Source organism: Zymobacter palmae, from assembly GCF_003610015.1.
Taxonomy (GTDB): domain Bacteria; phylum Pseudomonadota; class Gammaproteobacteria; order Pseudomonadales; family Halomonadaceae; genus Zymobacter; species Zymobacter palmae.
In genome coordinates this window covers 2491190-2512570 of sequence record NZ_AP018933.1, presented here as the reverse complement: position 1 = coordinate 2512570, position 21381 = coordinate 2491190, and the positions used below count along the sequence as shown (strand labels likewise).

Sequence of the window (21381 nt, the reverse complement as noted above, 5' to 3'; positions counted from 1 at the left end):
TTGAGATGACGCCAGAGATTGGAAATGCGCCGCAGAGTAGCGATGATTGGGTATTTATATCGCAATGCTCTCTAGCTTTTACATTGGCCTCTCAAGTACCGTCTCTATTCTTCAAAAATAGAAAGTATCATATCATAATGATCGTGTTGGCAATCGCTTTTCATACATGGTCAGGAAATCATTGATGCGTGTTTAAGGTAATTATTAGCGCCTCGCCGGGAGAATGGGTAACGTGCTTTTTTATGTTGCACTCAGAACTGGCAACCGCCAAGTATTAAAAAATCTTACTTATGATAACGTGGTGAGCAAATATGAAGTAAAAACATTGGAATATCGAGGTGGGGTGATTGTGAGTGAACTTTTTTCAGCTATTTTCGAAAATATCGAGATGCTTCTTCCTGAAAACTATAAGAAAAATTTAGAAAGAGACTCTATGAAGGCAAGAGCAGTTTGCGATTACATTGCTGGAATGACGGACAGATATGCTTCTATGCTGCATAATAGATTGTTTACAGCTAACCCTAGCTCTGTATTTACAAAGCTATAGCCATAAATTTATTGATTTTTATGTCATGTAAAAAAGGGCAGCTTTCGCTGCCCTCAACTCACTACCCATCATCTACTCTTACGCAAATCTCAATCTTCACTACCCTGACGAATCAGATAATCAAACGAGGCCAGTGATGCCTTCGCGCCTTCACCCAGCGCAATCACGATCTGTTTGTACGGCACGGTCGTGACGTCGCCCGCTGCAAACACGCCTGGAATGGAGGTCTGGCCGCGGTTGTCGATTACGATCTCGCCCTGCGGTGTCAGTTCCAGTGTGTCTTTTAACCAGCCGCTGTTGGGTACCAGGCCGATCTGAACGAAGACGCCTTCCAGTGCAACATGTTTAGACTCGCCCGTTGCGCGTTCGGTGTAACTCAGGCCGTTGACCTTCTGTCCGTCACCGGTGATCTCGGTGGTCTGTGCTTCAGTGATAACCGTGACGTTCGGCAGGCTGTGCAGTTTGCGCTGCAGTACCGCGTCGGCGCGCAGAGTATCGGCAAATTCGAACAGTGTGACTTTGCCCACGATACCGGCAAGGTCGATAGCCGCTTCAACGCCAGAGTTACCGCCACCGATGACCGCAACGTGCTTGCCTTTGAACAGCGGGCCGTCGCAGTGCGGGCAGTACGCTACGCCGCGGTTGCGGTACTCGTCTTCACCCGGGACGCCTACCTGACGCCAGCGTGCCCCTGTCGAGATAATGACGGATTTCGCGGTCAGCGTAGCGCCGCTCTCCAGCTCGACGGCAAACGGTTGACCGTCCTTGGCCGGTACCAGGCGCGCTGCGCGCTGGGTATCCATAACGTCGACATCGTAGCTTTTGACGTGCTCTTCAAGCGCAGCCGCGAGTTTCGGGCCTTCGGTCTCCTTGATGGAGATGAAGTTTTCGATCGCCATGGTGTCTTGCACCTGACCACCGAAGCGCTCGGCGACTACGCCAGTGCGGATGCCTTTGCGCGCAGAGTAGACCGCCGCTGCCGCGCCAGCCGGGCCACCGCCCACTACCAGCACGTCGTAGGTATCCTTTTCATTCAGTGCCGCTGCCTGTCGCTTGGCTGCGCCAGTGTCGACCTTGTTGAGAATCTCGCTCAGCGTCGCGCGGCCCTGACCGAACTGCTCACCGTTGAGGTAAGTGGTCGGTACGGACATGACCTGGCGTGCTTCGACTTCGTCTTGGAACAGCGCGCCGTCGATCATGGTGTGGCGGACGTTCGGGTTGAACGTGGCCATCAGGTTCAAGGCCTGTACGACGTCTGGGCAGTTCTGGCATGACAGCGAAATATAGGTCTCAAACATGAACTCGCCGTCCAGCTGGCGAATCTGATCAAGCACTGCCGGGTCGGTTTTCGGCGGATGGCCACCCGTGTGCAGCAACGCCAGTACCAGCGAGGTGAACTCGTGGCCGGTCGGGATGCCCGCAAACTCAATGCGTGCCGGCTCGCCTGCTTTGCCTACTGTGAAGGACGGGCGGCGAGAGGACTGACCGTCGAAGGAAACGCTGATCTTGTCGGACAGGCTGTCCAGATCCTCGATCAGTCCCTTCATCTGCTGGGATGCATCGCGGTCATCCAGAGATGCGACTAGTGCGATGGGTTGCGTCAGCTTGTCGAGGTAAGCCTTGAGCTGTGTCTTGAGCGCATTGTCCAACATGAGCGTCTCTCCGGTGGTTCGCTATCGAAGCGGATAAGAAAGTTATCCTGTCATCATCAGGATATGTTCGGGGCCGTATTGCGCACACTATCTTACTTAACGGCGGCGGCGCCGATGGAGACCGGCACCGTTTAGGCAATACGAAGCTGCATTCGCAAAGTCGAGCTTTCGAATGAAACCGCACTGTAATAGAAGGTATTGATGAGGCGTAGGCGCGATATCGACAGGATATGCCAGATGTCGCCTTCCCGAAGAAGGGAGATTGCAGCGCCCCCGCTTGGGCGCTGCAACGGTCATCTGGTGATCAGATCTTGCCGACCAGGTCCAGAGACGGAGAGAGGGTTTCAGCACCTTCTTTCCATTTTGCTGGGCATACTTCACCCGGGTGTGCTGCGATGTACTGAGCCGCTTTGACTTTGCGCAGCAGTTCGGATGCATCACGACCAACGCCGCCGTCGTTCAGTTCGATGATTTTGATCTGGCCTTCCGGGTTGATCACGAACGTGCCGCGTTCAGCCAGGCCGTCTTCTTCGATCATGACCTGGAAGTTGCGAGAAATGCGGCCAGTCGGATCGCCGATCATCGGGTACTGCAGTTTGGCGATGGTGTCGGACGTTTCGTGCCACGCTTTGTGAGTGAAGTGCGTGTCAGTGGAAACGCTGTAGATCTCGACGCCCAGACGCTTGAACTCTTCGTATTCGTCAGCTAGGTCACCCAGCTCGGTCGGGCAAACGAACGTGAAGTCGGCCGGGTAGAAGAACACGACGGACCATTTGCCTTTCAGGTCCTGCTCGGTCACTTCGACGAAGTCGCCGTTGTGGAATGCGGTTGCCTTGAACGGCAGGATTTCAGTATTCAACAGAGACATGGACAAACTCCTTGTCGTGAGTGGTCGTTGGAAGCGTGCTGTATCTGACGCTATGGAAATCACTCTACCCGAACCGATGTGATTATCTAAATTGATTGGGCAAATGGTGCTGATTGCCTTTGGCAATGATGTGGCATTTTTCTGAACGAGCCACGCTTCGTGTGCCATCGGGCCTTGCACTAACAGACATGCGTAAAAATACCTAGTTCCAATGTCGGGTTATGGGCGGGCAATTGCAAGGGGACTGCGGCCCAGCGTATGGTTATTTCAATCCGCTAACCATAACAACGACCAATGAAAGGAAGACGCTTCGTGGCAACAGGATTCTCGACATCGCATCTTGCAAGCACTGCGCTGGATGAGTTGGTGCTTTCCCTTAAGAAGGAACGCCTAGACTGGCACCACAGCGGTGCACTGCCAGCACCGGTTCAGCGTCCGGGGCAGCTTCCTTCACGAGATGCCATTCGCAGTGTCGTTGACGGTGTGATGCGGGCGCTGTTTCCGCTGCATATGGGGCCGGATGACCTGCTGGCCGGTGAAGAGGACTTTTACGTCACACGGATGCTGAACCGTGCCCTGTCGCTATTGAAGGTACAGGTACTGCGCGAGCTGCGTTATCACCAGCGCGACGAACGCGATGCGTTGTCGGAAGCGGCGTTGGTGGCCCGTACCGATGACATCCTTGCCCGCTTCTGCGAGCAACTGCCCCAGATCAACCGCACGCTGGCCACGGACGTTGCCGCTGCTTACCGCGGTGACCCTGCCGCGACGGGCGTCGATGAAGTGCTACTGTGCTATCCCGGCATGCAGGCCATTATCCATCATCGTCTGGCGCATGCGCTTCACGGTTTAGGGCTGCCATTGATTGCGCGAACTATTTCCGAAATGTCGCATTCCGCTACCGGTATCGACATTCACCCAGGCGCCACTATCGGCCAGTACTTCTTTATTGACCACGGTACGGGGGTCGTTATCGGCGAAAGCTGCATCATCGGCGACAACGTGCGGCTGTATCAGGCCGTGACGCTGGGAGCTAAGCGCTTTGCCGTTGATGAAAATGGCCAGCTAGAAAAAGGGGGCGCACGTCATCCCATCGTTGAAGATGACGTTGTGGTCTATGCCGGTGCAACCATCCTTGGGCGCATTACGATCGGCAAGGGCGCGGTCATCGGGGGGAATGTCTGGCTGACGACGGATATTGAGCCGGGCCGCAGCGTGACACAGGCATCGCTCAACCGTCACAAAGGGTCTTCTCAAAGCTGATGTACCCGCTGTCCAACTCTTGGGGTTGAATGATGCGCTTGTGGTCAGTGCATCGAAGGAGCCGCGGTAGGGCACCATCTGCTGAACAAGATAAGTCCCATTTCATGCGGCGAGCAGTGTCGGCACACTGCCCGCCGCACGTTTGTTAAGCAAAGGCGTGCCGTTTGGGGCTAGGCATCTGCCTGAACACGTGTCTTGTGGTGATCATCACGGGAAAGACTTATTTAAAAGAGAACACCGATCAGTGTGACGCGACGCCTCGCGGCTGATGTTACAGGCCGAGCTGATCGAGCAAGAGTGGGCTGAGCAGGGGGCTGCGAGCAATAAAAGCGTGAACACCTTTGCCGCGTGTTTTTGCCTGATCTATGATCCGGCAGCCTTGCGCTTGTCATTCTTCTTTAATGTGAAGCGCCTTCAAGAAGACGTGCCTGCTACCCATAATGCTGATCAACCGCTAAGAGAGGTCGCTCTCTCTTTTAGAGTAGGGGCAGATGAGGAGGCGAGTCATTCGGAGGACGAGTGGCGGCACTGTGGTAGTGCTCGGGGCATCCGACCTGAAGGCCGGTGCTTCGCTACCGCGGGTACAGTGTCGCCAGATTCTGCTTTACCTATGCGTGCAGGGTGTCGATACAAGTGATGCTGATATTACCAATACAGCGGCCAGCGTTGGCTCGATCGCAGGTTATTGGCAATAAAGGCAATTATGAGCAGCAACAGGCAGCCGGTCAGCACGGGAAAGATCAGGAAGTGCCAGTCACGCATGCCGCTAAGCAGCATGACGATGGGAACGCCGGTCGCGGGTGGATGAACGATCTTGAGCAACAGCATCAGGGCCACTACCGACCCTGTGCCCAGCGCCATGGTGTACGGCGACAGGCCCCACAGGTTGGCAAGGATCAGCCCAATCAGTGATGCCAGCATATGGGAACCGAGCACATGGCGAGGTTGGGCCAGCGGCGAATGCGGAAAGGCGAACAACAGGATGCTGGTAGCGGCGAAAGGTGTCATCAATAGCGGTGTGGCTGTCCATTGCGTGAGCAGGGCGAGCAACAGGATCGCACAGCTGGCTTCGCAGGCACTGATCAGTGACTTTCGGCAGTGTGAAACGATACGTCTGGAACGCGGCTGAGGCGTAGGCCAGAAAGGGGCTGACATAGGGTGGTGATCCTTGGGAGCCGGGACCAGCCGCGTCGAGGAGGGTGAGGCGCAACGGGTTCTGCAGGCTTGAAGTTCTAGGAAGGTGACGCCACTTATACCGTCATCGCAGGAAGGCCTGCAATGGCTGTCAGCTGCTATCGTAGCAAACGCGACAAGGTGCCGCATCCTTTGGGATGAGTTACCTTTTTGTAGCCGTATCAGGGTGCAAATCTGTCGGGAAATCGTGCGATTGTCGTTTGCGCCCTCGGTGAGGCATGCGATACTGACAGCATTGCGTTGCCTGCCCGCTCCTCGGCCGTAACCCAATGTCTTTCCGTCATTCGTCATTGACGTAGGCGGCATGAAGTGACGATGATGGAGCAACGGGCCGGTGACAGCCAGAACCGAGGCATTGGAACACCTTGTCCTTCTCGTGAAAGGATCAGGGAATGCGCCGCTGCCAGACAGCACCGCTGCCGTTGCCCTTCTCTCTTCTTCGAATCAAAGGCGATGATGTCATGTACGAATATCCGGTCAATGTCGATATCCAAACCATCGAAGGTAGCCCGTCTCGCAAGGTAGCCATTGCCTGCCCGACACTGCCAGAGCTGAAGTGCGTAGGTGACGGCCTGCGTGATGCCTTCCACAAGGCTACGCTGTGCGCCAAGGACGTGCTGGGGCGCTATGTTGCCGCCGGTAAGCCGATTCCGCAGCCGAACCCGGCGACTATGGGCCAGTACCTGCTGCGTCTGCCGTTGCTGACCGTGGCTAAAATCCTGCTGTGGAACGAGATGTCCTATCAGGGCGTCAACAGCGCTGAACTGGCACAGCGCCTGCGCATCGACGAAAAGCAGGTCGCCGAGCTGCTCGACTTCACGGCCAACGTCGAAATCGAACTGATCGAAAGCGCACTGAGCGCAGTAGGCAAACGCCTGGTGCTGTCTCTGGCCGCTGAAAGCACGCTCGATATCGAAAGCCGCAAATGGCCGCATGAGAAAGTCGAGCTCTAAGCGTTCGCCGTGCTAGGGGCGTTTGCCCTGCATGAATACAAGGCCTCACTTCGGTGAGGCCTTTGTCGTTTCAGGGGCGATGGTTGAGGATTGGCGCGCACAGCAATGCCAGGCTGTTATATCGAAATGATAGTGGCTACTACGCCTGAGGCTCATTATTATCGGTACTACTCGTCGAGGCGTGTCACAACGTTGTTTACAACGAGAACCACTTCCCTTGTAGACGCTCTGTCTACATAATATAAGCGTTTGGCAAATAGCGGCCGCTATTTATAATCAATTCGTATCAAAAAATAACGTTTCTGCTCTGTATCCCTAGGCAAGCGCATACAAAAAATAACCAACGGAAAAGGTGTATTACAAATAATTTAATTAAGTTTCATATGTCGCCTTACTGTAAGGTATCGTAATTATTTATGCCTTCGGGATATTTAATATATTTTTTGTTAGAATCCATTTTGAAGTCAAAAGAAAATAGATAATCTATGCGCCGTTGCACCGTATATTAGTCCTTATCACTCATAATCTTCCCCATTATCTCTGGAACGGATCATCACGCCGAGCATCATGATCGGCGGCGGTTTCCGTTTGCGTTGTATTTCACCCCCGGAATGGCCATGAACAAGACATTTCTGTTGGCGTTATCCCTGCTGGCGAGCGCCCCTGCTGTTGCAGCTGTCGATACGCAATACGATGATCTGGTGCGTCTGGCCCGTACCGGCGATACGGCACCCGTCTTGGATTACCTGAAACGGCACCAGACTGACCAGTCCGTGCAGCAACGCGAAGACAACATCGTCATCGCATCGTGGGCCGGTCGGGATCAGGAAACAGTCGCGGCCTATCGGCGCTACCCCCATCCTGAACAGCTCTCCGCGGAGGTGTTGGGATCGGTGGCGCGGGCTTATCGCAACCTGAAGCAGTACGCCGAAGCGGCGGCCCTGTACCGCAACGCGCAGCATCAGGTCCCCAATGACCCTCAGTGGGTTATGGGTGAAATGCTGGTACTGGCAGATGACGGTAAGGGTGGGCAGGCCGTGGCGCTGGGGAAACCATGGGTCGATCGACTCAGTGGTGAGGATCAGGCGCAAATGCGCACTGTCATGGCTTACGCGCTGCTGTCAGAAGGGGCGCGCTACGAAGCGCTTCATCAGATGGAGCGCGCCTTTGTGACCGAATACCCCGGCGACTTTCAGGGCGAGCTGCGCGAGCGCTACGGGCAGGTACTGACACGCGGTGAAATGCCAATGGCAGCGCTGAGCATCGACGCGGGCCTGACGCCGTTACAGCGTTTGCAGAAGCAATCGGATGAAATGGCCCTGCGCGTTCGTGTGGCGGTAATGGACAGTCGCCGAGAATCCGAGCGCTTGCAGGCCACCGATGAAGCTCTGGCGCGCTATGCCTCGCTGTTGAAGCAGTGCGCGGCAACGCCCGGTGCCGAGGCCATTGCACGCCAGATGCGGATCGATCGCCTGGGGCTGTATGACGGACGTGGCATGCCGCAGCAGGTGGTTCGCGAGTATGACGCGCTGAAGGCTCAAGGGGGCGAGGTTCCGCCCTACGCACGGGTGTGGGTCGCGCGCTCGCTGTTAAAGTTGCGTCAGCCCGCGCGTGCTGAGCGCCTCATGGCGTCGGCTGTGAAGGAAACAGAAGCGGACCAGCCGCAGCCGTGGATGGCGGGGCGCATTCTCCATGCGCAGACGCTGACCCTGTGCCATCGCATCGACGATGCTGCCCGTGAAATCGAGCGCATCATGCCGCTCGAAGGGCGCTACCGCTGGGTCATCAACTACCCCCAGACGGAGATAGATTCGACCTGGCTCACGCTCCAGTTGAATCACGCTAGCTTGCTCAACGACAAAGCACAGAACGAACCTGCGTTGGCCGTTTTTGAAGACCTGTGCCGCTACAACCTTGGCAGCACCGAGACGTGTGTGCCGCTGGCCGATATGTACCGCAACAATGGCTGGCCGCGCCGCTCGGAGCAGCGCCTCAAAATGGTCGAAGGTGTTTCACCACGAGCGCTGGAATTGGAAGAATCCCAAGCATACACCGCGCTTGCGCTGCGCGAGTGGCACCAGGCCGATGTGCTGACGGACGATGTGGCGCAGCGCTATCCGGAAGACTATGACGTGGGTCGTCTGGTGCGGGCCAACCAGGTCGCCCATATGGCTGAACTGCGCCTGACAGCCAGCCCGGACCGTAGTAGCGGCAGCACCACGGTGCGTGGCAGCCATTCGCTGGGGATGGAAGGCACGCTGTTTTCACCGCGCTTTCTTGATCACTGGCGCCTGTTCGCCGGTTCCGGCTATAGCTCCAGTCGGTTTGACGAGGAAAAAGGCCACGGTCGCTGGCAGCGCGCCGGTGTGGAATACAGTGGACGCGATCTGCTGGTCAGTGCGGACACGCGCTATCAGAACTACGGCGTAGGGCACGAGCAGGGCTACCGCTTCACGCTTGATCATGACCTTAGCGATATTTGGCACTGGGGCACGTTGGTGGCACGGCGCTCCACGGAAGCGCCGTTGCGCGGCCGTATCGCTGGCGTGCATGCCGACCAGTATCAGGCCTACGGACGTTGGACACCCGATGACGAACACGCATGGGAACTGGCCTATACCCACTGGGACTTCTCCGATCGCAACCGGCATCAGCAGGTGGCTCTATCGGGTGAGCACCGCCTGTGGGCCGTTACCGATCTTCGTCTAGACGGTCTGCTGGATGTGGAAGGGCGTTTGGCGCGTTACAGCACGGATGCGCAGTCTTATTACAGCCCTAAGCATGATGTGGCCGTGATGCCGTCGCTGCGTCTGACGCACCGCCTGTATGCCTTCTATGAAAACCAATGGCAGCAGACATTCGAGCTTGGGGTTGGTCATTACTGGGAAGCCCGCTATGGAAGCTCGCCGATGCTGATGGCGCGCTATGGGCAGCAGCTACAGATGAACGATGTGCTGGCCCTGGGCGCTACTGTTGGCTGGGAACGCCAGTCCTATGACGGTCGTGCTGAAAACGACCTCCAACTCTCATTCGACATGAATTACAGGTTCTGACCATGAACAAGGTATTTCGTCTGCTGTCTGTCGGGCTGCTAGCTGCGCTGTCGGGCTGTGCGGGCCAGCACCCCGTGTTCACGCCACCGCTTGAGCGTCCGCTTGCTGTTCGTGATACGCCATGGCCGCGCAATCAGGTGTTGGTACTGGCCTACCACGACATCATGGACAGTGAGCCGGATCAACAGTACGTGGCGACGCGCACGGCTAATTTCATTGCTCAGATGCGCTGGCTGCAGGTGAACCACTATGTTCCTGTGTCGATGGATCAGATTTTCGCGGCCAGCGAAGGCAAGAGCGAGCTGCCGGAAAAGGCGGTGCTGCTGACCTTCGATGACGGCTATCGCAGTATGTACGACCGCGTGTTCCCGATTCTCAAACGCAATCACTGGCCGGCGCTGTTCGCTCCGGTGGGGCGCTGGATCGACACGCCGGAAGGACAGCCGGTCGATTTTAGTGGCAAGTTGCGCCCGCGTGACAAGTTTGTCACCTGGGATCAGGTCCGCGAAATGTCCGACTCGGGGTTGGTCGAGATCGGATCGCATACGCAGGATTTGCACCACGGCGTGCTGGCGAATCCGCAGGGTAACGTGGAGCCAGCAGCGGCAGCGCTGAAATACGATCCGGTGACCAAACGCTATGAAACACTGGAAGAGTTCCGCCAGCGTATCGACCGCGATGTCAGTGCCATCACGAGTACGCTGACACGGGTGGACGGCAAGCCGCCGCGGGTTTGGGTATGGCCTTATGGTGCAGCCAGCGGTATTGCGCTGGATGTGGCGCGCCAGCACCACTATCGGGCTGCTATGACGCTTGAGGATGGGCTGCTCGACGTTCACAACCTGATGAACGTGCCGCGTATGCTGGTCGCCAACGACCCCGATATCGACGGCTTCGTGGCCAATGCCGTTCAGTTGCAGGAACACCCGCCAATCCGTTCAGTGCGTGTCGATCTCGATGCGATCTACGACCCTGATCCCGCGCAGATGGAAGAGAACGTTGGGCGAGTAGTGCAGCGCCTGTCGGAGGTTCAGCCCACTGTCATCATCGTCAAGGGATTTGTATCACCTGCTCATCCCGGTGAGCCAGTACGTGAAACGTACTTTCCAAACCATGTGTTGCCCATGAAGGCTGATCTGTTCAACCGTACAGTGCATCAGATCCATTCTCGCCTGCTGTTCGACCCGCGCGTCTATGCGTGGATTCCGACACTGGCGGCAGAACAGGGGGCGGCTGTGCCGTTATGCTCAACTTCGCCCTATCGTGCCTCACCGTTCAGTCCTGTCGTGCAGCGCCAGCTGCGTACGCTGTACCGCGACATGGCGGCCAGTGTGCCGACTCTGGAAGGTGTGATGTTTGATGAGGATGCCAGCGATGCCGTCTGTGAGGGCGAATCCCCTGCGCGGCTTGCGCAGGCGCAGGGCGACCTCAGTGTTCAGCTGAGCGATGAAGTGCGTGCCGTACGCGGGCAGGATGTGAAGACGCTGCAAGTAGTGGTTACGGGCGCGCATGAGACTGCTTGCCAAGCGGTCGCGCGCACGCTGACGCACCACGATCATGCGCTATTGCGGCTGTCGCCGGGTGCGCGCGAGGGCGCGGGTAATGTCGTGACGCATGCTCAGGCGCAGGCGTTGCTGAAGACAGTGAACGAGCTCCCCAACGGCATGGCGCGCACGCTGTTTGAAGTGGAGCGTCAGACGCCTGCGGGCAAGGTGATCGCGGACGAACAGGTCGGGAAGTGGCTGGTCTGGCTTGCTAACCGAAGCGTTATCCATCTGGGCTATGCCCCTGACGATGCACAGGCCAACCGTCCTGTGTTGCGTAATATGGCGCCACTGTTCGAGTCGCGCTGGCAGGAATAGTCGATATTGCCGCTCCTTTATTAACCGTAATATTCTGTCGACTACTACGGTAATGACAATAATAAAGGGGCGGTATTTGCTGCACATAATTACATCAGTTAACAATTGATATAGGTTGCTGACATAACGTTTCAAAGGAAAAGTAAAGTTCGGAACACAAGGCGTTAGTGTGGAATATGGCGATTATGTTACTCAGAGTAAAAACGCTTGGTATTTCGCTTGTTTGCTATGTTTTTTGTCTTTTCGGACTGTTCCATTACTGATAGAGAAGTTAGTCTATATCGGCCTTTTAGGTACCCTACTTTAGTACCCGCTTTATAGATATTCGTGCTCATGCGGTGAATGAGCGGCTTCGAATAGCAACCCGCAGACATAATGTCCTGGCGGGCAATGCAACCGGAATAGCAATGAATAAGACTTCTTTGTTGGCGTTATGTCTGCTGTTAGGTGCTCAGACAGCAGGAGCTGGCAGCGTCGTGCCTGATGCTCACTACGACGACCTAGTGCGCAAGGCGCGCAGCGGTGATACAGCTCCTGCTCTTGAGTATCTTCGACAGCATGTCAAAGAACAGACCAGGCAGCAGCAGGAAGATCACATCGTCATCGCCTCATGGGCTGGCCGCGATAGCGAAGTGCTGGAGGCCTATGCGCATGTGCAGGACACGTCAGCGCTGTCTGCTCCCATTCTGGCCAGTGTCGCTCGGGCTTATCGCAATACGCGTGATTACGAGCGCGCCGCCCAACTGTACCGTCAGGCCGAGAAAATCGCCCCCGATGACCCTCAGTGGGTGATGGGCGAGATGCTGGTGATGGCGGATGGCAAGCGTGGACGCGATGCCATCGCGCGCGGTCGGCCATGGCTGGGCAAAGTGTCCTCTCAGGATGAAGCTCGCCTGCGTACGGTCATGGCCTATGCCTGGCTATCGGTTGGAGAGCGCTTCGAGGCGCTTCATGAAGTGCATCAGGCCTTCCTATTGGAGCATCCCGGTCCGTTCGATCGTGACGTGCTGGAGCGCTACGGGCAGGTGCTGTCGCGTGCCGAGCTGCCGATGGCAGGGCTGGAAGTCGATGCGCGCCTGACGCCCGTTCAGCGCTTGCAGAAGCAGGCCGACGAGATGGCGCTGCAGGTGCGTATGAGCCATACCGGTGGGCGACAGGAAGCGGATCGCTTCGTGGCACCTGACGAGCTGATCTCTCGTTACCACTCGCTGCTGTCGCAGTGTGATCGCACCCCCGGTGCAGAAGGCGTTGCGCGCCAGATGCGTATCGACCGCATGGGCGCCTACGAGGCGCGTAGCATGCACCGTCAGGTCGTGGCTGAGTACGAGCAGCTGAGCCGTGAAGGACGTATTCCATCCTATGCCGAAGCGTGGGTGGCCCAGGCCTATATGGCACTGCACAACCCCGGTAAGGCGGATGAGCTGTTCCGTGATGTCATTGCCCATGAGTCGCCCAAGGACGATCACTGGACTGAAGACAATCAGAACCATGTGCGCAGTCTGCTGGAAGATGATCGCCCCGGTGATGCGCGTCAGGCGATGGACACGCTGCTGCCGACGATTCCCAAAGTGCACTGGTCAATCAACTACCCACTGCCGCAGGTCAATGAAAACTGGCTGTCTACCCAGCTGCTGGACGTTGACGTGATGCAGGCCAACGGTGACGAACGCAAGGCGTTCGTGAAGTCGCGTCACCTGTGCGAGATCGCGCCGGCTCAGACGTCGCCGTGCATTGGTTATGGCGCGCTGTTGGAAGAGCAAGGGCGCTACCGCGATGCGGAGTACCAGTATCTGGTGGTGCAAAGTGGTATGCCGCGTAACCAGTCGCTGGAAGTTGCGCAGTTAGTGAATGCGCTCAACCTGCGTGAATGGCACCGCGCCGATGTGCTGGCCGAAGGGCTGACACAGCGCTTCACCGATGAAGAGGGCTCTCGTCAGGCGCTGCGCCAGAACGAGATTGCGCATATGGCAGAGTTCCAGTTGAGCGCGAGCAAAGGCCATTCTCATTCGCACGGTAGCAATGGCAGCAACGGTAACCCGATCCGCGGTAACGACGATCTGCATATCGAAGGCACGCTCTACAGCCCACGCTTTGGCGATCACTGGCGGGCTTTCCTTGGTGCTGACTACACCTCGGGCGAGTTCGGTACTGAAGAGTCAACGACAGATCATGGCCGCTGGCAGCGTGGCGGGGTCGAGTACACCGATCGCAATACGGTCGCGACGCTTGAAGCGTCCACTCAGCGTTTTGGTGACGTTGGGCAGCAGATGGGGGGCAAGGTGACGGTTGATCGTGACATCAACGATCGCTGGCACTACGGCGCGGCTTATAGCTTCCGGTCCGCCGAAACGCCGCTGCGTGCACGGGCAGAAGGAATCTGGGCCAACCAGGGTGACGTACATGCCAGTTGGACGCCGTCCAACCGTACTAGCGTGCAGCTCTCCCTGTCGCCGTGGCACTTCTCCGATGGCAACTGGCGTTGGCAAAGCTCGTTGAGCGGTAGCCAGCGGCTGTGGACGTGGCCGCACGCGCGCCTGGACGGCCTGCTAGCGATCAGTGGCAGCCGCAACAGCATCAGCCATATCGCTGGTGATAGTTCCAGCGATGCGGGCAACAGAAAGGAAGGGGTAGATTATTACAGTCCGAAAAGCGATCTCTCCATCATGCCGGGGCTGCGTCTGACGCATGCGCTGTATCGGCACTACGACCGCCAGTGGGAACACTATCTGGAGCTGGGAGCTGGGCGTTATTACGAAAACTATACCTGGCATGATAGTCAGGGCGATCACAACCGCCACGACAATACGCCTCTGTGGATGGCGCGCTATGGTCAGGATATTCAGTTGAGCGATGTCCTGAATGTCGGTGCGTCCGCGCAGGTCACTCGTCAGTCGTATGACGGTGTGAGCGAAAGGGACATCCAACTGATGCTCGATATGAATTACAGGTTCTAGCCATGATGATGAAAAGAGTGTTGTGCTGCCTGCTCGGTCTGGCCTTGCCCATGCTGAACGCCTGTGCCGAGCAGGGGGGCATGTTTACGCCGCCCACCGAACGACCTGACATGGTGAGTGAACAGCCGTGGCCGAAGAACCATGTGCTGGTGCTGGCTTATCACGACATCATGGACAGCGAACCCGATCAGCAGTACGTGGCGACGCGCACGGCCAACTTCGTGGCGCAGATGCGCTGGCTGAAAGCCAACCACTATGTGCCGGTATCAATGGATCAGATCTTTGCAGCCCGCGATGGCAAGGCCGATCTGCCTGAAAAAGCGGTGCTGCTGACCTTCGATGACGGCTATCGCAGCATGTATGACCGGGTGTTCCCGATCCTTAAGCGCAACCACTGGCCGGCACTGTTCGCACCGGTAGGCGCATGGCTCGATACCCCGCAGGACCAGATGGTGAACTTCAGCGGCAAGATGCGCCCGCGTGACAAGTTCGTGACCTGGGATCAGGTGCGCGAAATGTCCGATTCAGGGCTGATCGAGATCGCATCGCATACGCAGGACATGCACAAGGGGATCATCGCCAACCCGCAGGGGAACGTTGAGCCTGCTGCAGCGTCATTGGCCTACGATCCGGTTAAGAAGCGCTATGAAACGCTGGATGAGTTCCGTCACCGCTTTGATCTGGACGCCACGACCATCACCAATACCATCACCCGTGTGACGGGAAAAGCGCCTCGCGTGTGGGTATGGCCGTACGGTGCGTCCAGCGGTATCGGTCTGGAAGTCATCAAGGAACACGGCTATCAGTCGGCCATGACGCTGGATGAAGGCCTGTTGGACGTTCGCAACCTGATGAATGTGCCGCGCACGCTGGTGGCCTACGACCCCAACGTTGATGCCTTTTCCAGTTGGGTGGCTGACGCGCAGGAAAAACCGGTCATGCGCACGGTGCGCGTCGATCTGGACTATGTCTATGACCCCGATCCCAAACGGATGGATGAAAACGTCGGGCGTCTAATTCAGCGTCTAGCGGATCTGCGCCCGTCGGTCGTCATGCTGCAGGCGTTTGCCGACCCGAAAGGGGACGGCCTGATCAAGGAAGTCTACTTCCCCAACAGTCAGCTGCCGATGCGTGCCGACCTGCTGAACCGTGTGACGGTGCAGATCCACACTCGCATGCCGGAGCGCGCGCGCGTCTTTGTCTGGATGCCGGTTCTGACCTTCGATCTGAAGGGGCTACCGCACGTCATGGAAATGACGCCGGAAGGCAAGCGTCGCATTGACCCGCATCAGTACCGCCGTTTGACGCCGTTCAACTCGGAAGTCCGCGCGCGCATCAAAGCGCTCTACCGTGACATGGCCGTCAGTGTGCCGTCGATCGAAGGGGTCGCCTTCCACGATGACCTGGTGATGTCCGATTACGAAGACGTGAGTGATGCCGGTCTGGCCGCGATGCGCAAGGCAGGTTTCGGCGACGATGTGCTGGCGCTGCGCAAGGACCACGATCGCAGCATGGCATGGGCGCGCTACAAGGGCCGCTTTATGAATGCGTTCACCAAAGAGTTGATGGATGAAGTGCACTCGCTGCGCGGTACGGATGTGAAGTCCGCTCGCAACATCTTCATCGAACCGGTACTTAACCCGGACAGCGAAGAGTGGTTCGCCCAGAACTTGGATGACACGCTGGATGCCTACGACTACGTGATGCCAATGCTGATGCCTTATATGGAAGGCGTTCGCGATCCGAAGGCAATTCACGACTGGATGGCACGCGCTGTCGAACGCGTGCGTCAGCATCCCAATGGGCTGCAGAAGACCATCTTCGAGCTGCAGGCGCAGGACTGGCGGTCGGATACCGACGGTCACGGCGATCGCTGGATTTCAAGCGAAGTTTTAGGCGGCTGGATGAAGGATCTGTTCAGCATGGGCGTGGTTCACCTCGGGTACTACCCAGATGACTTCTATCACAACACCCCCAGTCAGAAAGTGATTCGCTCTGTCATGTCGCCGTCTTGGGCTCCGGACTGAGGCGAGCTCACAGCGGCATCGTGAAGAAAGCCACTGGCCGGTCCGAAAGGGGCGAGGACCGGCATTTTTGTGGCGCGATGCCCGGGCGAAGCCTGCGGCGTTCTTTGGGTGCGCAGCACGTTGCCGTTTCGGCACACGCGTCTGCGAATAACGATTCGAAAAAAGTATGAAGCACAACGTAATGCATAACCGCCATGTGTGGCCCATTCGGCATGGCATTATGTCAACACGGTATGGATGGCTATGACAGATCGCATTCTGGCACTACTACTACTGCTCATCGTGCTAGGCACGCCAATAGGAGTCGCCTTCAATTTCACGGGCGACATCCTGCTGTATTTCGTCTTCCTGTACCCCCTGTTCATGTCGGTACTGTGGATTACCGGGGGGATCTATTTCTGGTTCCACTGGGAGCGCCACTGGAAGTGGGGCGATGAACAGGCGGTACCTGAACTGAAGGGCAATCCGCTTGTCTCGATATTGGTGCCTTGCTTCAACGAGGGCAATAACATCGAGGAAACGCTGCAGTTCGCGCTGACGCAGCACTACCCCAATACGGAAGTCATCGCTATCAACGATGGTTCCAGCGATAACACTGGGGCCGTGCTTGAAGAGATGGCGACGCGTTATCCGAACCTGCGCGTAGTGCACTTGGCCCAGAACCAAGGCAAGGCCGTGGCGCTGCGCATGGGGGCAACCGCTGCCAACAGTGAATACCTGGTCTGTATCGATGGTGATGCGGTACTTGATCGCAATGCCGTGTCCTATCTGGTGGCGCCGCTGATTGAGCACCCGCGTCTCGGGGCCGTCACGGGTAATCCGCGTATCCGCACGCGCTCCACGCTAACCGGTCGCGTACAGGTCGGCGAGTTCTCGTCGATCATCGGGCTGATCAAGCGTACGCAACGCGTATTGGGCAGGATCTTCACCGTATCGGGTGTGGTCGTGGCCTTCCGTCGTGCCGCGCTGCATCGCGTGGGCTACTGGAGTCCCGATATCATGACCGAGGACATCGACATCAGCTGGAAGCTGCAGCGCGATCACTGGTCGGTATTCTACGAACCGCGCGCACTGTGCTGGATCTTGATGCCGGAGTCGCTCAAGGGGCTGTGGAAGCAGCGTCTGCGCTGGGCACAGGGGGGTGGGGAGGTATTCCTCAAGAATTTTAGTATCATTACCTATACCCGCTATCGCTACATGTGGCCGCTGTGGCTCGAGTTCTGCTTTTCGACGCTTTGGGGCTTCACATTCCTGATTACGCTATTGCTGTGGGCAACCGGTACGGTGGTGGATTTGCCACCCAACCTGCGCGTTACCCATATCGTGCCGCCATCCTTTACGGGGCTATTGCTCGCTTTCGTCTGCCTTCTGCAGTGTGGAACCAGCATCATGATCGAACGTCGCTACGAGCGTAAGCTTGGTCGCGAACTGTTCTGGGTCATCTGGTATCCCTTGGTATTCTGGGCACTCAGTTTGTTGACGTCTGTAGTCAGCTTTTCGAAGGTCATGCTGTCCCCCCGTGGTCGCCGTGCGCGCTGGGTGACGACTGACCGCGGGGTCGATCGTCAGGACAAGGGAGAATCCGCGTGAAGGAACAAGAGCACATGGCACGTGAAATCGTGCTGTACAAGCGCTCGTCGCGAGGCGCTACGCTGGTGGATGGTCTGCTGACGGGCATCGCATGGGTCGGATTTTTGTCCCTGATCGTGATCGGGCTGTACAACATCTGGGAGGCTGAAACAGCGCCAGAGGCAGAACATGTCGAGTTTTTTGGGCATGTCATGCTGTCTTCTCTGTATACCGTGTTGTGGTATCTCGGGGCGGCACTACTTTTATTGGTGTTATTAGTGTGCTGGAGCCGCTACAACACATGGCGTTGGCGTGGAAAAGAACGACGCACGCGTTTTCCCAACCTGAACGTCAAGGACGTACCGTCCTACTTCGGTGCAGATCCCGCGCTGGTGGCACAGTTGCGAGCGGCTGCAATAGTGACCATCCATTCTGACAGCAACGGTGACATTCATTTCCTGACCCATGGCAAGAATGAAGATGATGACCGCGAAACGGTGCTGCCGGCCGACTCGCTCTAATACGATGGCTGGTCCCTTTGGGTGACAAGGTAATGAAAAAAGCAGGACTGCTGAAGGCTGTGCGTATGCACTTCTCTCAGCTCTTGAAAGGTCAGCGGCCACGGCCGCTGACGATGACAACGCCTCCTCTTGCGCTGGGTCGCCGGCTCAGGAAAAGCGTGCTGCGTCCGTTCCACTGGCTTGCGCTGGTGGGCGTACGGCTGATGCTGGCCTCGCCGCTGGCAGGGCTTCCTATACGCACGCGTCGACGCTGGGAGGCCGTCCTCCTGACCGTTACCGGTGTGGTGGCCGTCGTGGGCGTGACAATGGGCAGCTGGCGCGCGCTAAATCAGGAAATGCTCCAGTCCGCGGCCTCTTCCACGGCCTATATGGTTGAGGAAGGGTTAATACATAACGATCATGCTGCGGTGCGCAACACGCTGCGGCGGCTGTCGTGGTTCTCGGGGGTCTCATCCGTTCGCGTCTATGACGCGGAAGGAGGGGTGTTCGAGCGCTGGCATAGCGCGGGTATCGTGCCACGTGATGAAGACCAGCAGCGCTTTCTAAATCGCATGCTGGATATGGAGATCTACCTGCCGATCATGGACGGTGAGCATGCGGTAGGTGGTGTGCTGGTCACAGCACATGCTGAGCACATGCTCAAGACTCTGCGCGAGGCTCTGCTGCTGTCGGGTATCCTGTCGGGTGTGCTGGCGCTGGTCATTTTCGTGGCCTATCGCCGGATGCGTCACGGGCGTAGGAAACCGGCTAGTACAGCGGCCGCCGTGCCGTCGGGCGCGATGCCCGCCTCGGCGGCACAGGGCGCTCATGCGTCGCTGCTGGAAGGGATGCTGAACTTCAAGAGCGAGATCGACACGGCCTATACGCGCTTGCTGTTTCAGGCCACTCACGATGCACTGACGCGCGTCTACAACCGTTTCTATTTCGACCTGTTCTTCGAACACGCGATGAATTACGGGCGCGAAAACGACGAGCGCTTCGGATTGATCTTCATCGACTGCAACCGCTTCAAGGCGATCAACGATCAGCATGGACATCTGTGCGGTGATCAGGTGCTGCAGGAAGTGGCTCGTCGTCTGAACGAGCGCTTCGAAGGTATCGGTGATGTCTTTCGCTACGGCGGGGATGAGTTTGCGGTGCTGATTCATACCCTGCTGGACGATGCGTACCTGCAGACGCTGGTCGATGAAGTGCCGCGTCTTTTCGATGAACCGATACGCGTTGAGAGCATCGACGAACCGTTGAGTGTGGGTGTCGCGTGCGGCGGTGCCTGCTACCCCACCGATGGCAATACGGCCCGTCAGCTTATGCATTCCGCTGATGGGCGCATGTACGATCGCAAGGAGCGCTGAGCCGCTTTTCGATACGTTTCACGCACTGAACACAAGGCCCGATCTTCGTTAGAGGATCGGGCCTTGTGCCGTTTGGAAGGAATAAACGGGGGCCTATGAGCGGCGCATGGTAGTGATGGCGCGAAAAGCCACAACACCTAGTAGTGTCGATAGCAGCGATCCGGCCAACACACCGATCTTCACTTCGTCTAGATACTCCGGTGACGATGCGTAGGCCAGACCTCCGATGAACAGGCTCATGGTAAAGCCGATGCCGCACAGCATGGCGGTGGCAAGCAGCGTTGACCAGCACGCTTCTGCGGGCATGGGAGCAATGCGTAGACGGAGGGTTAGCCATGTCATACCGAAGATGCCGAGCGGCTTGCCGATCAGCAGTCCCAGCATCACGCCCAGCGGTACGGGTGACAGCAGGTGATGCAGTACGGTTGGCGATAGCGTGACGCCCGCATTGGCCAGTCCGAACAGAGGAAGCACCAGCAGTGCGACCCACGGCGTGAGCGCGTGCGAAAGGCGGTGCAGCGGTGATGCTCGGCCCTCGGCCACGGCGGTGCGAGGAATGCAGAGCGCCAGCAGTACGCCCGCCAGTGTCGCATGAAGCCCCGATCCTGCCATGCAGTACCACAGCACACCGCCTACCAGCAGATACGGCAGCAAGGCCCGTATGCCAAGCCGATTGAATATGATCAGTACCGCGAATGCCCCGCTGGCGCCTGCCAGCATGCCCCACGCCAGCGACTGCGTATAAAAGCACGCGATGATCACGATGGCACCGAGGTCGTCGATGATCGCAAGTGCTGCCAGAAAGGTGCGCAGCGAGGCGGGAACCCGCTTGCCGAGCAGCGTGATGACCGTGAGAGCGAAGGCGATATCTGTGGCGGATGGAATGGCCCAGCCTTTGAGCGTTTGAGGCTGATGCGCGTTAAACAGCGTAAAGACCAGTGCAGGAACGACCATGCCCCCCAGTGCCGCCAGCCCTGGCAGTACTCGCGCGCCCCAGCATGCCAGTTGTCCTTCGCACAGCTCTGCTTTGATCTCTAGCCCTACGCTCAGAAAGAACACACTCATCAAACCATCGTTGATCCAGTGAGCGACCGAACGCCCCATTACAGCGTGATGAAGCAATGACTGCACGTTGTCCTGCCAAGGACTATTGGCCAGCAGAATGGCAATGAGCGACGCGACGATTAGCACGATACCCCCCGTGGTGGGATGGTAGATCAAGCCCTTCCGGCGTGGCTGATTGCATGGAGAGGTAGAAGACATGGCATGCCCGTGTGTGAAGTGAAAAGGGGCATTGGATAGGAGCTGGCGCGTGAATACAAGCCCACCTGCCTTAAGCCGAGTGAGGATAGATTGGCTGTATCGTAATGACACTGCGGGTAAGGGTAACATCCTGATATAGGCGAAAACGTCGCTAAATAGCGTTGAAAAAGAGGTATGTATCATTAAAAGAGGTCATTTTTCTAGGCTGGACGGTTGCGGTCTCCTCGGGGGTGGTGACTAGGGGATACTTTTTCATAATTTATTGGATGGTTTTGTATAGTGTGGAATAACTTTGTATTATAG

General features: G+C 57.3%; 14 protein-coding genes. 10 read left to right on the top strand and 4 right to left on the bottom strand.

Annotated features, from left to right (window positions below):
* The first annotated feature begins 232 nt into the window (after positions 1-232).
* Positions 233-547, top strand: a complete 315-nt coding sequence (locus ZBT109_RS11125; RefSeq protein WP_169734029.1) for a hypothetical protein — start codon at positions 233-235, stop codon at positions 545-547.
* A gap of 89 nt (positions 548-636) precedes the next feature.
* Here the strand turns inward: ZBT109_RS11125 and ahpF are convergent, their stop codons facing one another.
* Positions 637-2199 carry an alkyl hydroperoxide reductase subunit F gene (gene ahpF, locus ZBT109_RS11120; RefSeq protein ID WP_027706189.1) on the bottom strand — a complete coding sequence of 521 codons (1563 nt, stop codon included), beginning with the start codon at positions 2197-2199 and terminating at the stop codon, positions 637-639.
* 304 nt (positions 2200-2503) lie between these two features.
* Positions 2504-3061: an alkyl hydroperoxide reductase subunit C gene (ahpC, locus tag ZBT109_RS11115; protein ID WP_456300745.1), complete on the bottom strand. Its 558-nt coding sequence runs from the start codon at positions 3059-3061 to the stop codon at positions 2504-2506.
* A gap of 318 nt (positions 3062-3379) precedes the next feature.
* Between ahpC and epsC the strand changes: the two genes are divergently transcribed.
* Positions 3380-4330, top strand: coding sequence for a serine O-acetyltransferase EpsC (gene epsC, locus ZBT109_RS11110; protein WP_232012845.1), 951 nt, complete (start codon positions 3380-3382; stop codon positions 4328-4330).
* Positions 4331-4975: 645 nt separating this feature from the next.
* Here epsC and ZBT109_RS13895 read toward each other — a convergent pair.
* A complete protein-coding gene (locus ZBT109_RS13895) occupies positions 4976-5485 on the bottom strand; it encodes an HPP family protein (protein WP_051524210.1) in 510 nt (169 codons plus the stop codon).
* 431 nt (positions 5486-5916) lie between these two features.
* Here ZBT109_RS13895 and ZBT109_RS11095 point away from each other — a divergent pair, with 431 nt between their 5' ends.
* The 8 genes from ZBT109_RS11095 to ZBT109_RS11060 all read left to right on the top strand — a co-directional run bounded on the left by ZBT109_RS11095 (position 5917) and on the right by ZBT109_RS11060 (position 19815).
* Positions 5917-6477, top strand: coding sequence for a hypothetical protein (locus ZBT109_RS11095; RefSeq protein ID WP_051524211.1), 561 nt, complete (start codon positions 5917-5919; stop codon positions 6475-6477).
* A gap of 617 nt (positions 6478-7094) precedes the next feature.
* On the top strand, positions 7095-9530 hold the full coding sequence (gene pgaA / locus ZBT109_RS11090; protein ID WP_027706192.1) for a poly-beta-1,6 N-acetyl-D-glucosamine export porin PgaA: 2436 nt from the start codon (positions 7095-7097) through the stop codon (positions 9528-9530).
* Positions 9531-9532: 2 nt separating this feature from the next.
* Positions 9533-11392, top strand: a complete 1860-nt coding sequence (gene pgaB / locus ZBT109_RS11085) for a poly-beta-1,6-N-acetyl-D-glucosamine N-deacetylase PgaB (protein ID WP_027706193.1) — start codon at positions 9533-9535, stop codon at positions 11390-11392.
* A 407-nt stretch (positions 11393-11799) separates the two neighbouring features.
* On the top strand, positions 11800-14346 hold the full coding sequence (pgaA, locus tag ZBT109_RS11080) for a poly-beta-1,6 N-acetyl-D-glucosamine export porin PgaA (protein ID WP_027706194.1): 2547 nt from the start codon (positions 11800-11802) through the stop codon (positions 14344-14346).
* Positions 14347-14348: 2 nt separating this feature from the next.
* Positions 14349-16373: a poly-beta-1,6-N-acetyl-D-glucosamine N-deacetylase PgaB gene (gene pgaB / locus ZBT109_RS11075; RefSeq protein WP_197714340.1), complete on the top strand. Its 2025-nt coding sequence runs from the start codon at positions 14349-14351 to the stop codon at positions 16371-16373.
* Positions 16374-16616: 243 nt separating this feature from the next.
* Entirely contained in the window at positions 16617-17963 is a 1347-nt protein-coding gene (gene pgaC, locus ZBT109_RS11070; protein WP_027706196.1) for a poly-beta-1,6-N-acetyl-D-glucosamine synthase, read from the top strand.
* Between the two features lie 14 nt (positions 17964-17977).
* The gene (pgaD, locus tag ZBT109_RS11065; protein ID WP_027706197.1) at positions 17978-18463 is read left to right on the top strand and encodes a poly-beta-1,6-N-acetyl-D-glucosamine biosynthesis protein PgaD; all 486 of its coding nucleotides are present in this window, start codon (positions 17978-17980) and stop codon (positions 18461-18463) included.
* Between the two features lie 32 nt (positions 18464-18495).
* A complete protein-coding gene (locus tag ZBT109_RS11060; protein WP_027706198.1) occupies positions 18496-19815 on the top strand; it encodes a sensor domain-containing diguanylate cyclase in 1320 nt (439 codons plus the stop codon).
* A 93-nt stretch (positions 19816-19908) separates the two neighbouring features.
* Here ZBT109_RS11060 and nhaA read toward each other — a convergent pair whose 3' ends face one another.
* A complete protein-coding gene (nhaA, locus tag ZBT109_RS11055) occupies positions 19909-21078 on the bottom strand; it encodes a Na+/H+ antiporter NhaA (RefSeq protein ID WP_084261940.1) in 1170 nt (389 codons plus the stop codon).
* Between the last annotated feature and the right edge of the window lie 303 nt (positions 21079-21381).

Coding starts and splice junctions, on each gene's coding strand:
- pgaD (WP_027706197.1), top strand. CDS start 17,978: ATGGCACGTGAAATCGTGCTGTACAAGCGCTCGTCGCGAGGCGCTACG.
- ZBT109_RS11095 (WP_051524211.1), top strand. CDS start 5,917: ATGCGCCGCTGCCAGACAGCACCGCTGCCGTTGCCCTTCTCTCTTCTT.
- pgaA (WP_027706194.1), top strand. CDS start 11,800: ATGAATAAGACTTCTTTGTTGGCGTTATGTCTGCTGTTAGGTGCTCAG.
- ZBT109_RS13895 (WP_051524210.1), bottom strand. CDS start 5,485: ATGTCAGCCCCTTTCTGGCCTACGCCTCAGCCGCGTTCCAGACGTATC.
- pgaB (WP_197714340.1), top strand. CDS start 14,349: ATGATGATGAAAAGAGTGTTGTGCTGCCTGCTCGGTCTGGCCTTGCCC.
- ahpF (WP_027706189.1), bottom strand. CDS start 2,199: ATGTTGGACAATGCGCTCAAGACACAGCTCAAGGCTTACCTCGACAAG.
- ZBT109_RS11060 (WP_027706198.1), top strand. CDS start 18,496: ATGAAAAAAGCAGGACTGCTGAAGGCTGTGCGTATGCACTTCTCTCAG.
- nhaA (WP_084261940.1), bottom strand. CDS start 21,078: ATGTCTTCTACCTCTCCATGCAATCAGCCACGCCGGAAGGGCTTGATC.
- pgaB (WP_027706193.1), top strand. CDS start 9,533: ATGAACAAGGTATTTCGTCTGCTGTCTGTCGGGCTGCTAGCTGCGCTG.
- pgaA (WP_027706192.1), top strand. CDS start 7,095: ATGAACAAGACATTTCTGTTGGCGTTATCCCTGCTGGCGAGCGCCCCT.
- pgaC (WP_027706196.1), top strand. CDS start 16,617: ATGACAGATCGCATTCTGGCACTACTACTACTGCTCATCGTGCTAGGC.